The 13,385-nt window shown below is 70.1% G+C and carries 13 protein-coding genes; 7 read left to right on the top strand and 6 right to left on the bottom strand.

Annotated features, from left to right (window positions below):
• From GXM19_RS10075 to GXM19_RS10050, 6 genes are all read left to right on the top strand, one after another.
• Positions 1–1,602 (top strand): glucosaminidase domain-containing protein, encoded by a 1,602-nt coding sequence (locus GXM19_RS10075; RefSeq protein WP_203572366.1) that lies wholly within the window; start codon positions 1–3, stop codon positions 1,600–1,602.
• A gap of 30 nt (positions 1,603–1,632) precedes the next feature.
• On the top strand, positions 1,633–2,331 hold the full coding sequence (locus GXM19_RS11020) for a hypothetical protein (RefSeq protein ID WP_006234641.1): 699 nt from the start codon (positions 1,633–1,635) through the stop codon (positions 2,329–2,331).
• Positions 2,332–2,333: 2 nt separating this feature from the next.
• Positions 2,334–3,335, top strand: a complete 1,002-nt coding sequence (locus tag GXM19_RS10065; protein WP_040358735.1) for a VirB6/TrbL-like conjugal transfer protein, CD1112 family — start codon at positions 2,334–2,336, stop codon at positions 3,333–3,335.
• Between the two features lie 109 nt (positions 3,336–3,444).
• Positions 3,445–3,903, top strand: coding sequence for a hypothetical protein (locus tag GXM19_RS10060; RefSeq protein ID WP_006234643.1), 459 nt, complete (start codon positions 3,445–3,447; stop codon positions 3,901–3,903).
• A gap of 12 nt (positions 3,904–3,915) precedes the next feature.
• Entirely contained in the window at positions 3,916–6,657 is a 2,742-nt protein-coding gene (locus GXM19_RS10055) for a VaFE repeat-containing surface-anchored protein (RefSeq protein ID WP_006234644.1), read from the top strand.
• A 72-nt stretch (positions 6,658–6,729) separates the two neighbouring features.
• Positions 6,730–7,461, top strand: a complete 732-nt coding sequence (locus tag GXM19_RS10050) for a class B sortase (protein ID WP_006234645.1) — start codon at positions 6,730–6,732, stop codon at positions 7,459–7,461.
• Positions 7,462–7,666: 205 nt separating this feature from the next.
• Here GXM19_RS10050 and GXM19_RS10045 read toward each other — a convergent pair whose 3' ends face one another.
• The 6 genes from GXM19_RS10045 to GXM19_RS10020 form a co-directional block, all read right to left on the bottom strand.
• Positions 7,667–8,221 carry a hypothetical protein gene (locus GXM19_RS10045; protein ID WP_006234647.1) on the bottom strand — a complete coding sequence of 185 codons (555 nt, stop codon included), beginning with the start codon at positions 8,219–8,221 and terminating at the stop codon, positions 7,667–7,669.
• Positions 8,218–9,489: a relaxase/mobilization nuclease domain-containing protein gene (locus GXM19_RS10040; protein ID WP_006234648.1), complete on the bottom strand. Its 1,272-nt coding sequence runs from the start codon at positions 9,487–9,489 to the stop codon at positions 8,218–8,220. Before GXM19_RS10040 ends, GXM19_RS10045 begins: the two co-directional genes overlap by 4 nt.
• Positions 9,477–9,923, bottom strand: coding sequence for a hypothetical protein (locus GXM19_RS10035; RefSeq protein ID WP_006234649.1), 447 nt, complete (start codon positions 9,921–9,923; stop codon positions 9,477–9,479). Before GXM19_RS10035 ends, GXM19_RS10040 begins: the two co-directional genes overlap by 13 nt.
• 211 nt (positions 9,924–10,134) lie before the next feature.
• On the bottom strand, positions 10,135–11,091 hold the full coding sequence (locus GXM19_RS10030; protein ID WP_040358737.1) for a ParB/RepB/Spo0J family partition protein: 957 nt from the start codon (positions 11,089–11,091) through the stop codon (positions 10,135–10,137).
• Complete coding sequence (locus tag GXM19_RS10025) at positions 11,078–11,842, bottom strand: ParA family protein (protein WP_115596168.1); 765 nt, start codon at positions 11,840–11,842, stop codon at positions 11,078–11,080. Before GXM19_RS10025 ends, GXM19_RS10030 begins: the two co-directional genes overlap by 14 nt.
• 206 nt (positions 11,843–12,048) lie before the next feature.
• On the bottom strand, positions 12,049–12,420 hold the full coding sequence (locus GXM19_RS10020; RefSeq protein WP_040358739.1) for a YraN family protein: 372 nt from the start codon (positions 12,418–12,420) through the stop codon (positions 12,049–12,051).
• A gap of 544 nt (positions 12,421–12,964) precedes the next feature.
• Between GXM19_RS10020 and GXM19_RS10015 the strand changes: the two genes are divergently transcribed.
• Positions 12,965–13,267, top strand: a complete 303-nt coding sequence (locus GXM19_RS10015; protein WP_006234653.1) for a hypothetical protein — start codon at positions 12,965–12,967, stop codon at positions 13,265–13,267.
• The last annotated feature ends 118 nt before the right edge of the window (positions 13,268–13,385 follow it).

The following is a 13,385-nucleotide window of genomic DNA, read 5'->3' as shown; positions in this document are numbered from 1 at the left end:
ATGGCCGGCCCGAGCGAGGGCGGCGGGATGCTCGAGGTGGTCGGGGCGCAGCGCCGCGACGTGCTCACCGCGGGCGACGTCGCGGAGACCGAGCGCGACGCCCTGGGAAACGTCTCGGAGGGTGCCGGCCCGCTCGACGAGGCGGGAGGCCCCGCCGCAACGGCGAAGGGGCGCCCTTCCAGGCCCGACGCGCCGGAAGGCGGGCTCGGGGACAAATTGTCCCAACCAGCCGGCGACCGGCGCGCGGCGGCCGCGATGCGCTCGCGCGTCGATGCGGCGAAGCTGGCGATCGCCCGGGAGGCCGTCTCCCAGCTCGACGACTCGGAGGAGCTCGAGGGCGCCTCGGGCATGTACGACGCGGGGCGCGCGTCCAAGAAGGCCGCGGGAAGGCTGCGGCAGAGGAAGGCGAAGAAAGCCGCCCGGGGCAGCCGCAAGGCGGCGACCGCCCTCGGCGCCCCAAAGGGAGGCGCGCGCGGCCCCGAGGCAGCCGGCGCGACCGCCCCGGCCAAGCACCAGGCGGCCCAGGCGGCGGCGCAGGCGTCGGGCGAGGCGGCCCGCGCCGCGGGGTCGAAGGGCGCCGCCTCCGCGATCGCGGGCGCGGTCTCGGGCGCGGCGCCCGCCCTGCTCGGGGCGGTGGCCGGCATCGTGGCCTTCGTCGCGTGCGCGCTCGCCGTCGCGCAGCTGCTGAGCGCGCTGTTCGGCTTCTGGGACGACGCAGCCTCCAAGCAGGGCCTCGAGGGGCTGCCGCCCTACATCACCTACGAGATGGTCGAGGCGGCGCTCGAGTGCCAGGAGGAGTACGGGCACCCGGCGGGCTGCACCATCGCGCAGATCATCCAGGAGTCCGGCCAGGGCGACCGCATGAGCCGGCTCGCAGAGCGCGACCACAACCTCTTCGGCATGAAGTGGTGGTCGGGCTACGCGGGCTGCCCCGAGGTGGCCGGCAAGGCGAACTGGGCCACCAGCGAGGAGTACGTGCCCGGCGAGCACACCCAGATCACGGCGAGCTTCATCCGCTTCACCGGCGACGCCGAGTGCATCCGCTTCCGCAGCAGGGTCTTCCTGCAGGCGGAGCGCTACTCGGGCAACGCCCTCATCCGCGAGGCGATCGAGAGGCACGACTCGGACAGGATGGCCGAGGGGCTCAAGGACGCCGGCTGGGCGACCGACTCGTCCTACGTCGAGTCCCTGAAGTCGATCATGGCGCAATGGGGCCTCTACCGGCTCGACTCCATGACGGTCGAGGACCTGAAGGACCCGGCCGCGAACGGGAACGCGATCGTCGAGGCGGCGTACAGCCAGCTCGGCGTGCCCTACGTGTGGGGAGGCTCGACCCCCGGCAAGGCGCTCGACTGCAGCGGGCTCACGCAGTACTGCTACGCGCAGGCGGGCATCCGCATAAGCCACTACACGGGTTCCCAGTACGAGGAGCTCAGGCGCATACCGCTCTCGGAGGCGAAGCCCGGCGACATCCTCTACCGCTCGGGCCACGTGGCCATCTACATCGGCGACGACAGGTACATACACGAGCCGCGAACGGGCGACGTGTGCCGCATAGCGAGCGGCATCGGCAGCTTCAGCTGCGCGCTCACCGCGAGATAGGAGAAACCAATGCAGGGAAAGTCAAGGGTCATGGCCGCCGTCGCGGCAGGCGCGCTCGTCGTGGCGCTCGGCGCGGGCGCGGCGCGCTGCGCCATCGCCCCGCAGGAAGGCGCGCAGGATAGTCCCCAGGAGCAAGAGCAGCCCGCGGCTGCAGGCGCCGACGCGGCAACCGGGAAGGCCGCCTCGGGCGCCGAGGCGCTCTGGAACACCGCGTGGACGGGCGCCGACGACCCGACCGCCACGCTGCGGATCGTCGAGGGCGCCATGGTGGAGAGCTCAGGCGGCACCGAGCGCGCCTGGTTCTTCTCCGCCGAGGAGCCCTCCGAGGCCGGCGGCGTGCTCAGCGTGCCCATCGACGTCAAGGGAACCGGCGACAAGGCGGGAGGCCTGTCGCTCATCCAGGTCTCGGGCGACGGGGACAACCGCACCCTGGCCTGCGACCTCCTGGCGCAGGCCTACGCGCCCCAGAAGGCGCAAGACGGAGCGTTCTCCGTGACCGGCACCGACGACCGCCTCTCCGAGGCGCTGGGCGCAGACGCCGCCTCCATCGAGGAGGCCGTCGCCGGGAAGGCGGCGAAGGTGTCCCCGCAGGCGACGGGAGCCACCTGGGACAAGGAGGTGTGGCTCGACTACGCCGGGAACGTCGCGTCGACGACCTTCACGCTCGACGACCCCGCCTCGACGGTGGTCACCGTGGTCTCGCGCGGCGGCTCGCTGGAGGCGATGTAGCCGTGCGGGCGCTTGAATCGCGACGCCGAAGGGTCTTCGCCATCTCCGCCGCGACCGCCTTCGCCCTCTGCGCGCTCCTGCTCGTCCCAGCGCAGCCGGCATACGCCGACATCGCCGGGGACGTCAACGAGTGGCTGTGCGGCCTTCTGCGCGACTGCTGCAACTGGATGTTCAAGGCGCAGACGGGCGTGCTCGGGTCGATCGGCGCGAACGGGATCCTCTCGGCCGACTTCGCGCACATGCTCACGAGCTCGAGCGACCTGACCATGCACGACGTCGCCCGCGGCGTGTGGCAGGTGGCCATCCTGCCGATCGGGTGCGGGGTGCTCGGCCTGGTCTTCACCCTGAAGCTCATCGAGATCTCCCAGCGCATGGACGGCAGCCAGAGCCTCCCCGGCGTCAAGGAGGTCGTCTTCCTCCTCGTGTTCTTCGCCGTGTTCCTGTTCCTCATACAGAACAGCTTCGACCTGATGGCGTCGATCTACGAGGTCTGCGGGCTCGCCATCGACCGAGTCGAGGCGCTCTTCGGCGCCGGTGGCGCGCTCGACCTGCCCGAGGTGTCAGTCGTCACCACCGACGACGACATCCCGTCGCTCATCGCCATGCTCGTCGTGAGCCTCATCAGCTGGGTCGTGGTGCTGGCAGCCTACGTCATCGCCCTCGTGGTCTGCTGGGCCCGCGCGCTCCAGCTCTACATCATGGCCGCGTTCGCCCCGATCCCGCTGGCGTTCCTCGGCATGGACGCCACGCGCCAGATAGGCCTCGGCTACCTGAAGAGCTTCGGGGCGGTCTGCATCGCCGGCGTCATCATCCTCGTTCTGCTCATATCGTTCCCGCTCGTGCTCGGCGGGCTCACCGGGGCGAACCCCGGGACGGGCACCCCGGCCGACGCGGTCGCAAACGGGCTCACCTACGCGCTGCAGTACCTGGCCATGTGCGTGCTGCTCATCCTGGCCCTCGTGAAGAGCGGCTCCTGGGCGCGCGACATCGTGAGCGGCTTCTAACGGAAAAGCGAGGAAGGAGGCGGTCGCCATGAGATAGGGGCGCCGCGCCGGGGCACGCGTCCCGGCGGAAGAAGACAAGCACAGACGAACGACGAAAAGGAGGAAAGACATGGAAGAGAGGAAGAACGTGTACCTCTCGCTGCACAAGAGCTTCGTGCGCGAGGGAATCGAGTACACCGACCGCGCGACCGGCGAGGCCAGGACCTTCAACTCGGCGACCCTTCCCAAGGGCACCGTCGTCGACGGCGTGGACGTGGGAGGCTACGAGTTCAGCCCCATGTTCGTGAACGAGAGCCGCTTCAAGGGGGCCGACTTCCGAGACATACCGCTGCTCGCGAACCGCGAGGTGTGGCTGAGGAAGACGGTGATGGGCCCGGACGGCCAGCCCGAGCTCGACGAGGACGGCCGCGCGGTCAAGGACACCGTGAAGGTCATGCCGGCGCAGCTCAAGGAGGCCGTTGACGCAGGGCGCTCGCGCTACCTCGCGGAGCGCGCCGAGCACGCCCGCCAGGCGAGCCGCGCCGCCGAGCACGAGGCGCCCCGCGCAGAGCGAAGCGTCGAGAGATAGGGAGGCGGAAAGATGAACGCAGCGAAAGACTGCACCCTGCAGGAAAAGCTCCTCCGATGCGCCATGGCGCTCATCCTGGCGGCGGGGGCGCTGCTCGCCTCCGTGGCGGCCTCGCCCGCCTACGCCGCGCCGAGCACGGTAGACGTGTCCATCGGCGGCAAGATCCCCTACGGCGGCTTCGCCACCACGTGGATGAGCGCCGACGGGAACATCGCCTACTGCGCCGAGCCCTCGTCCCCGACGCCCGCGCCGGGCTCCTACTCGACGAGCCCCGTGCCGAACGCCGACGTGACAGCGGCGATCTGGTACTCGTTCGGCTCTCCCGGCTTCGACGCGTCGATGTTCCCGGGCAGCTGGTACGACGGCGGCGGCTGGGACGACGCGAAGTACGCCGCGGCGAGCCATGTGCTCATCGCCTACGCCTACTCTGGGTCCGAGTCAGCTGCCACGCACGGCACGAGCGCCGAGTTCGCCTCCTGGGCGAAATCCGAGCTGATCGGCGGGACCTTCGCCAAGATGAAGGCGGGCGCCGGCAAGGTCTCCGCCGGGTTCGAGGCGTTCTGCGTCAGGACCGGCGGCGGCTCCCAGACGCTCGTGAGCTTCAGCTGGTCCGCAGGCGGCGTCAAGGTCGCCAAAGAGGACTCCGAGGCGGGCGCGGAGCCCCAGGGCGACGCCTCGCTCGACGGCGCGAGCTTCTCCGTCGTTAACGAGACCGGCCGCTACGTGCTGGTCGGCGGCAAGTACTACGCCGACGGCGAGGCGTGCGCCACGATCAAGACCGCGCCCGAGGACGGGTCGCACGTCGCCGCGACCGGCGCCGACGCACTTCCCGCAGGCAATTACCGCATCGTCGAGTCCGGCGCGCCCGAGGGCTACGACGCCAGCGACGCCTCCGTCACGTTCACCGTGAAGGCCGACGAGGTGCGCGACCTCACGGGCGACCCCGTGACCGACGAGGTCTTCCGCGGCGGCGTGCAGGTGACCAAGTCCGACAAGGAGCTGCAGGCGTCCGAGGCGCTCGCGGGCAGCGGCCACAAGGAGGCGCCTGGCGAGCACCCCGGCCTCGACGGAATCGAGTTCACCGTCACGAACCGCTCGGCGCACAAGGTCCTCGTCGACGGCGAATGGCGCGAGCCGGGCGAAGCCGTGGCCACGCTGACCACCGCATGGAACGACGAGGCCGGCGCCTACACCGCGCAGACCGCGGCCAACGCACTGCCGTACGGAACCTACGACGTGCGGGAGACGGCGACGAACGGGAGCTACCTGCTAACCGACGGCGAGCCCCGCACCTTCGAGGTCCGCACCGGCGGCGAGATCGTGAGCGCCTCCGCGGACGGCGCCGCGCTCGAGTTCCGCGACCAGGTGGTGCGCAACGACCTCGAGCTCTCCAAGAAGAGCGAGTCCGACAACGCCGGCCTCATGGTCCCGTTCGCCATCGAGAACGCGGCCACCGGCGAGACGCACGTGCTGGTGACGGACCGCAACGGCGACGCGTCCACCGCGAGCAGCTGGAACAGGCACTCGAGGGACACCAACGCCAACGACGCCCTGCTCGGCCATGAGGGCCCGATTGCTGCCGCCGACATGGACCCGAAGGCCGGCATCTGGTTCTCGCTCGGCGAGGACGGCTCCTCGGCGCCGGTCGACGACTCGCTGGCGGCACTGCCGTACGGCGCCTACACCATGACCGAGCTGCGCTGCGATGCCAACGAGGGCCTCGAGCTCATCACGAGGAGCTTCTGGATCGATCGCGACTCGACGGTCGCAAAGGCCGTGTGGATGGGCCTCGACGACCAGGAGGGCCCGCGCATCTCCACCACGGCAAAGGACGGGGCGGACGGCGACAAGGACGTCTCGGCCGACGCCGTGGCCAAGGTCGTCGACGCGGTCGCCTACGAGGGCCTGAAGGCCGGCGAGGAGTACGAGCTCTCGGCGACCCTCGTCGACAAGGCGACCGGCGAGCCCGTGGCCGACGCCTCGGGCATGCCCGTGGAGGCCAAGGCAGAGTTCGCGCCCGCGCTCTCGACGGGCAGCCAGGACGTCGAGATCTCCTTCGACGCGAGCCTGCTCGGCGGCCGCGACCTGGTCGTGTTCGAGAGCCTTCGCAAGGACGGAGCCGAGGTGGCGTCGCACGCGGACCTCTCCGACGAGGGCCAGACCGTCCACGTCGCCGTCGAGGTGGGCACGCAGGCGGCTGACGCCGCCGACGGCGACCAGGTCATCGAGGCCGGCAAGGCAAAGGTCGTCGACACGGTGGCCTACAAGGGCCTCGTCCCCGGCGAGACCTACATCGCCGTGGGCACGCTCATGAACAAGGGCACCGGAGATCCGTTCCTCGACAAGGACGGCAACGGGGTGACCGCGCGCACGCCCTTCGAGCCCGAGGCGCCCTCCGGCACCGTCGAGGTGACCTTCGAGTTCGACACCGAGGGCCTGGCCGAGGGAGACGAGCTCGTCGTCTTCGAGAAGGTCCTGGACTCTGCCGGCAACGTCGTTGCGACCCACGAGGACATCGACTCCGCCGAGCAGAGCGTCGTCGTGGACAACCCCGACACGCCCGAGGTGCCCGAGGAGCCCTACGCCAAGACCGGGGCCGACGCCCCCGACGGCACCGGCTACGCCGTGGCCGCAGGCATCGCTCTGGCAGCTGCGGCGGGCGCGGGCGGAGCGCTCGCGTACCGCAAGCGCAAGACGGCCGGCGCAAGCAAGGACGCGGCAGCCGAAGAGCCTGCCGAAGAGCCGGAAGAGTAGCGGCTCTGCATCGACACCGAACCGGAGGCCCTGGGCGCTCGCCCGGGGCCTCCCCTGCGAACGGGGGAGGACATGAACAAAGGGAAAGCCGCCACGGCGCTCGCCGTCGCCGTGGCGTTGCTGGCGATGGGGACACTCGCCGTCCTGCCGCAGCCCGAGAGGAACCCGTACGGGGTGCACGAGGTGCCCGCAACGGAAGAGGGCGCGGCGATGGGGGCGCAAGAGGCGGGCGACGGCATCGACTGGGACGCCCTTCCCGCCTCCGTCGTCGCATGGGTGCGCGTGCCGGGCACGACCGTCGACTACCCGATCGTACAGGGCCGGCCTGAATCGCCCGACTTCTACCTCACGCACGAAGCCGGCGGCGAGCGCTCAGTCTGGGGCGCTCCCTACATAGACGCCGGGTGCGCACAGGGCGCCGAGAGCCCGCTCGTCATCGTCTACGGGCACCACATGTCCGACGGCACCATGTTCGCGCCGCTCGCGCAGTACTCGTCGCGCGGCTTCGCCGAGGGGCACCGCACCATCCGGGTCTTCACCCGCGAGAAGGAGATCGAGCTCGAGGTCTTCGCGGCCGACGTGGTAGACGCGAGCTCGGAGGGCAAGCGGACCGACTTCGCCGACGCGGCGGCTCTCGACGCCTACCTCGGGGACAAATTGTCCCGCTGCGAGGTCGTCCTGGAAGAGCCTTCGGACGTCGCGCAGGCCTGGGCCTTCGTGACGTGCAGCTACCAGACGAGCAACTCGCGCACCGTCGTCTACGCGAAGGAGGTGGAAGGATGGGATTCGCGCCCTTCGGAATAGGGCTCCTCATGGGGCTCCTCACGCTCACGGCCTACGCCTGCTGCGCAGCCGGCGACGACGACCGGGACTAGCCGTGGGAAATCGAAATCGCACAACGGAAAGAGGCGGGCAATTGCCCGCCTCTTCTCACATCACCCACTTGAACACGGCGCGGAACAGCCAGACGAAAAAGCCCAGCGTGACCTTAAGCGCCGCCATGAGGAACCTACCAAGCCTCTTCATCGACGTCACCCCAATCTTCCTTAACCTTGCGGGCGCCCTCGTCGGCGCCCTCTTCCTTCTCTTCCGCGAGCAGCCTCGCCAGCTCGTCGGGCACGCCCGGGACCTCCGCCCTCCCCAGAGCGCGCTGCAGGTCCCTTATCTGCGACTTCAGCGGTTTTGAGGGAGGGCCCACGTGCTCGCGGTAGCAAGCGGAAATCGCAGCGGCATCACATAGATATCCCCGCACACGGGCGAACGCCTCCTCGCCGTCGAGCAGGACGCGCCGGGCGCGCCCGAGCTCGGCCTCCGATGCCAGCATGAAGCGCCAGCCGCGGGACCTGCGCGCGGCCGGTATGCCGTCCGCGGGCGCGTCGACACGCCAGTCGTCGCGCACCTGGTGCCAGTTCGCCGTGAGCCAGAGCCCCTTCTCGGGCTCATCCCTCATCTCGAGCTCGAACTCCGTGAGCATGTTCGCGCCGGTGAACGGCGACCCCTCCGTGAACGAGAGCGTGTCGAACAGCGTCGTCCTGCCGTCCTCGTACTCTATCCTCGCCATCATCTCCGGCCCCTCTCCCTGCGCTGGTCCTGCTGGGTCCGCTGGCGTTCGGCGGCGAGTATGCGCTGCTGCTCGTCCCCGCGGCGCCCGTCGCGCAAGTTTCCCTCGGCCGCACCGCGCCCGCCATCGTTCCCGTATCGGGTCTTGAGGGGCATGAGCCCGTTCTCTGCCATGTAGGCGCGCGCAGCCTCGAGGCGGCGATAGCCCTCGCCGCCCGCCTGGCCGCGCCGCTCGAGCGTCGACATCCTGAGACCGAACTCCTCGATGGACTCGACGTCGAACTTCGCGCAGGTCTCGAGCGCCGAGGAGAGCCTGCTCAGCTCCGAGAGGTCGTTGAGCTCGAGGGCTCGCTCGGCGGCCCCACGGATGCGCGCGGCGCTCGAGTCCGTGGGGCGGTAAGCTCCCTCGCGCTCGAAGCGACGGCGCAGCATCTCCTTGCCGTAGACGAACCCCAGCCGCTCGCCGCTGACCTTCTTGGACGGCTCCTCGGCCAGGCTGAACACCCAGTCGTCCCGCCTCGCCTTGGCCGAGTTGTCGGCGACGTGCACGCCCAGGGCGTCGAGGACGCCGAGGAACTCCGCCTCGTCGTGCGCCGTGGTCTTGGCGAGCGCGACACGGGCGCGGATGTCGCCGACCCACGAGTAGCCGCCCGAGCGCATGATCTCCTTCTCGACACGGCCCAGGTAGACGCTCCTGCGGCTCCTGGGCCCGCCCGCGCCGGCATGCCCGCGCGCCTTCGAGGGGGATACGGCCGCCCGGTCGTTGGAGAGCCCCGACAGCCCGCGCTCGCGCGCCATGTCCTGAAGGTCGCGGTTGAGGTCCTCGGGGTGCTGGGTCTGCATGCGGTAACCGGTGCGGAGGTTCGCGTTGTTCACGACGATGTGCGCGTGCGGTATGCTGCGGGCGTTGTCGTCGTGGTACACGATGGCGATCTCGTGGTCGCCGAAGTGCTTGAGAGCCCACGAGCACGCGAGCTCGCGCAGCGCCGCCAGGTCGATGTCGTCGCCGGGGTCCGGCGAGAGCACGAAGTGCTTGAACATCCGCGCGGGCTTTCCCCTCCAGGGGGCGTCCGTGCCGAACGCGGCGCGCGTGGCGTCCATCTCGGCGTCCCAGGCGCAGGCCTCCTTGGCGTCTTCCCCCAGCGCGCCGGCGTCGCGCTCGTCGTAGCTCAGGTTGAACAGGTCGCGCGCCAGGGCGCGGCCTCCCTTCTCGAGGTAGCGGCGGATGCCGCCCGTTGAGCCGTGGCCGCTTATCGGCTTCAGGATCGGCATGGCGAGCCCTCCACGAGCGAGTCGGCGCCGATGCGCCCGAGCTCCGCCGTCATCTCGCGGGCCGCGGCGTTCACGTCGGCGAGCTCGCGCTCGATCGTCGGGATGCTCTCCGCGACGAGGTCCCGGTCGACGTGCCCGTGGCGGGCGTGGAAGTTGATGAGGTTCATCGCGTGCACGGCCTGGTTGTAGTGGTAGCCCCACTTCGTGAGCTCCCGCGACATCGCCCACAGGGCCCTGCGGTCCACGAGTATGCGGTGCTCGTCTCCCGCGTTGGCCTCCGTCGACAGCGGTATGCGCACGAGGTAGCGCAGGTACTCCGACTTGCTGAGGCCGGCGCGCTCGCACCGCTCGCAGAGCGCGTCGTAGTCGCCTCCCTCCATGCGGAACGTGACGCGGCGCTCCTTGCCTTTGGCGGTGCCGGCTTCCTCTTCCATGGCGGATTCCTTTCCTCGCGCCCGCCGTGCGGCGGGCGCGTCTCTCTAGGGGCGCGGGGGATCCCCCGCAGGCGGCGGCCCGGCTCGGGCACCGCCTCTGGGACCGGGCCTCGCGAAAGCGGGCTCCCGAACGGCCCGCGGCATGACGGATCCGAGGCCGCCCGGTCCCCAAGTGCTATGGACGCCCGACCGAAGTGTCGGACGCCATAGGCTACTTGCTGGATTTCGAGTGTGAGGCCCTTCTTCGAACCTTCTGGGCTCCTGCGCCCGCCTCCGCGTAGGGCGCGGTCATGAGCGCCATCTCCCGCAGCAGCGAGAGGTCGGCCGCACTCGGGCTCTCGGGCGGGCTCTCGAGGAAGTCGGCGACGAGCCTCGCGGCCTTCGCGATGCGCCCGTCGGGGCCAGCCTGCGCCTTCCCCTCGCTCCTCACGTAGTCGGAGAGCTCGCGCTTGGTGCGCCGCCAGGGCTCCATCGCGGCGTGCATCTCCGCCTGGCGCTCCTTCGGCATGCCCGCGAGCGAACGCACCGCCTCGGCGCTGAGGTTGCCGCGGTCGGCCTCTGCGGCCCACTCGGGCGAGAGGTCCTCGGCGATGCGGCGGGCCAGCCTCTCCTCGCGCGCGATGGTCTTGCCGGAGACCTTGCGGCCCGTCTGCCGCTCGATGATGGCGGCCTTCACGTCGTCGACGCGCATGCCGGAAAGCGACGGGTCCTCGGAGCGCAGGCGCACGGCGTCGCCCCTGAGCGCCTCGGTCGCGGCGGCGCGCTCGGTCACGGTGAGCGCGCGGGTGAAGTAGTTCGCGGCGTGGAGCAGCGTCACCGCCCGCTCGTCGTCGATGCCCTCTATCACGCGGCAGGGCATCCTCTCGTAGGCGGGGTCGTCCTTCGCGAGCAGCGCGTAAGCTGCCTTGCGGCGGTGCCCGGAGACCATCTGCCACGAGCCGTCGCCGACCTTTCGCACGAGCGGCAGGTCGGTGAGGCCGTCCTGGCGTATGGACTCGGCGAGCTCCGCTATGCCGGCCGGGTCCATGGAGTACGCGGCGTTCGCCGGGTGGTCGGCGATGTCTGCCACCGCGATCTCGGACACCGGGTAGCGCCCGCGGGTGCGCGACGCGCCGTCGAGAAGCCCCGTGATGGTGAAGCCCGCGGCCACCTGACTAGGCGAGCTCACGGGACACCTCGTCGGCGAGCGCCTCGTAGTCGCGCGCGGGGCGGCTCCCCGGCTCGAATGCCGCCACCGGCTTCCACTGCCAGCTGCCCTCGCAGACCTTGCTGCTCGCGTGGATGACCGTCTCGAACTGCTCTTCTGGGAAGAACCCGTCGAGCACGGCCGCGCCCGTGGCCTCGGCGTTGGTCATGCGGCCGGGCACGCAGGTGCGGAGAATCTTCCAGCGGGGCGTGGGCATGCGCAGGGCGTCCGCGATTGACCGCGTCGCCTCCACGGTGAGCGCCGTGCCGCGCATCACGGTGGAGTCGAGCTTCACGGGGATGACGACCATGCCGCCCTCCGCTGCGGCGAGGTAGGCGTTGAAGGCGAGCCTGCGCATCACGGGGCTGCAGTCGATGAGGCAGACGTCGTAGGAGCCCGAGGCGTCGTCGAGGGCGAACTTGAGGCGCTGCTCGCGCAGGAGCATCTCGTTCTGGTCGACGAGGTCGATGGTCGAGGCCACCACGTCGAGGTTCTCCCCGGCGGCGTAGGCGACCTCCTCCACGGGCGCGCCGCCGTAGAGCAGCTCGACCGATGTGCGCCGCTCGGAGGCGGCGCGGTCGTAGAGGCCAAAGAAGTCGGTGGCCGGCGCCTGCGGGTCGAGGTCGACGAGCAGGGTCCGAAGGCCCTGGGCGGCGAAGATCGCCGCCAGGTTCACGGCGGTCGTCGTCTTGCCGACGCCGCCCTTGTAGTTGGAAATGGCTATCGTGCGCATGGGTCGCGTCCTCTCTAGCGTGGGGCGCGCCTCGCCGCATCCGGTCCGGCGCGCCCCGAGTCTCGGAGCGTCGGGACAAAACCGTACGGATTTGTCCGACAAGCGGAGTGTACCACGAAAACGTACGGATATGTACGCTTTCGTGGTACACGGGCACGGTTTCGGGGGAAAGCCCGGCCCCGGGAGCCCGGGGCCGGGCGCGCCGCCTAGGAGAGCGGCTCCATCTCGCCGAAGCAGTTGATGTGGTGGCGAAGGAGCGCGCGGTTCTCCTTGACGACCATCATCGCCACCTCGTCGAAGCGGACCGGGGTGTCGGCGTAGTCGTCGCCGTTGCCGGCGAGCCACCTCGCCGCCAGCGCCTCGCGCAGCCCGCGCGCCCTGTGGGCCTCGGGGAAGCCGTCCGTCCCGATCCGGACCGTGGCGTCGACGAAGACCAGGGTCCCGTCCTCGTCCACCGCCACGAGGTCGATCCCGCCGATGCCCTCGGGTCCCTGCCAGGCCTCGTCGACGATTTCGTAGCCCTTGCGCTCGAGGAAGGCCCTGACCGCGCCCATCGCCTTTTCCTTCATGTCGTTCATGTCTTGCTCCTTAGGCTCTGAGGCCCGCCCCTGTGGCGTGCCTTGCGTCGCGTGAGTCGCATGCAGCGCGGGCGCGCCGGCAAGGGAGGAAGCGAAGTCGGGCGTGGTTATAGAAATCTCCCGACGTCGGTTTTTCGCGTTGTTCGCGCGCGCAGCGCATGGGGCGAAGAACCCGGAAAAGTGTCGCGGCCCTTGCTGGCCGCCTGCCGGCGTGCGACCCTGCGCGTCCAAGGAGCGCCGGGGCGGGTTTCGGGTCGGAGGGGCGCAGGCGTGTGGCATGGAATCGGGCATGGGCGTCGAGGTCCTCCGGGCATGGGATGCGACCCGTCGGCGGTTGCGGGGGCGCTCGCGGGGGTTGGCGGCGACGTCGCGGCGCGGACAACGGGCCGCTGCCGAGTCGCGGTGACGCGGTCCGCATCGGGACGACATTTCCCGCGCCGCTTGCGGCCGATATGCGCACGGGATCGCTGGCGGCGAGATGGTTCCCCCTGCGGAACGGCTACGGTGGTGCACAGCACGTCAGTTGGTAGAAGAAGGCAAACTGATGTTGAATTGCGAAGAGAAGGCTGAGCGCCTTGAGCTGCTCGATGCGCTGGCGGATGCCGGGAGGTTGGCGAAGGGCCTGGACCAGCTGCTCGAGTCCCTGGCGCACGCCGACCAGCTGGACCCGCTCGACGTCGAGGGAATCCTTGCCCTGAGGTCGATAAGCCAGAGGTGCGCCGGTCGCATCGAGGACGCCACGCGCATTCTGGAGGCACAGAACGAGATTCTTTACGCCGAGGAGCGGGCCAATTTCAGACCCCGCGAAAACCAAGAGATGAGAACCCGAACGAAAGAGACCATCTAAGCCCAGCCAGGGATTCCTTCGCCGTTTGCGCTCGTACGGGGCCTGGACATCGGCTGTCCCTCTATTCCCAGTGCCGCCCCGTGTCGCCGCGTTATAATGCTGCAAACGCATTTGTATT

The organism is Collinsella aerofaciens ATCC 25986, from assembly GCF_010509075.1.
In the GTDB taxonomy this organism is placed as follows: domain Bacteria; phylum Actinomycetota; class Coriobacteriia; order Coriobacteriales; family Coriobacteriaceae; genus Collinsella; species Collinsella aerofaciens.
This window is presented reverse-complemented; position numbering and strand designations above follow the sequence as displayed.

Excerpts from the sequence above, each read along its gene's own strand:
- GXM19_RS10050 (WP_006234645.1), top strand. The coding sequence starts at position 6,730 with ATGAACAAAGGGAAAGCCGCCACGGCGCTCGCCGTCGCCGTGGCGTTG.
- GXM19_RS10015 (WP_006234653.1), top strand. The coding sequence starts at position 12,965 with ATGTTGAATTGCGAAGAGAAGGCTGAGCGCCTTGAGCTGCTCGATGCG.
- GXM19_RS10075 (WP_203572366.1), top strand. The coding sequence starts at position 1 with ATGGCCGGCCCGAGCGAGGGCGGCGGGATGCTCGAGGTGGTCGGGGCG.
- GXM19_RS10060 (WP_006234643.1), top strand. The coding sequence starts at position 3,445 with ATGGAAGAGAGGAAGAACGTGTACCTCTCGCTGCACAAGAGCTTCGTG.
- GXM19_RS10035 (WP_006234649.1), bottom strand. The coding sequence starts at position 9,923 with ATGGAAGAGGAAGCCGGCACCGCCAAAGGCAAGGAGCGCCGCGTCACG.
- GXM19_RS10045 (WP_006234647.1), bottom strand. The coding sequence starts at position 8,221 with ATGATGGCGAGGATAGAGTACGAGGACGGCAGGACGACGCTGTTCGAC.
- GXM19_RS10020 (WP_040358739.1), bottom strand. The coding sequence starts at position 12,420 with ATGAACGACATGAAGGAAAAGGCGATGGGCGCGGTCAGGGCCTTCCTC.
- GXM19_RS10025 (WP_115596168.1), bottom strand. The coding sequence starts at position 11,842 with ATGCGCACGATAGCCATTTCCAACTACAAGGGCGGCGTCGGCAAGACG.
- GXM19_RS10040 (WP_006234648.1), bottom strand. The coding sequence starts at position 9,489 with ATGCCGATCCTGAAGCCGATAAGCGGCCACGGCTCAACGGGCGGCATC.
- GXM19_RS10055 (WP_006234644.1), top strand. The coding sequence starts at position 3,916 with ATGAACGCAGCGAAAGACTGCACCCTGCAGGAAAAGCTCCTCCGATGC.
- GXM19_RS11020 (WP_006234641.1), top strand. The coding sequence starts at position 1,633 with ATGGCCGCCGTCGCGGCAGGCGCGCTCGTCGTGGCGCTCGGCGCGGGC.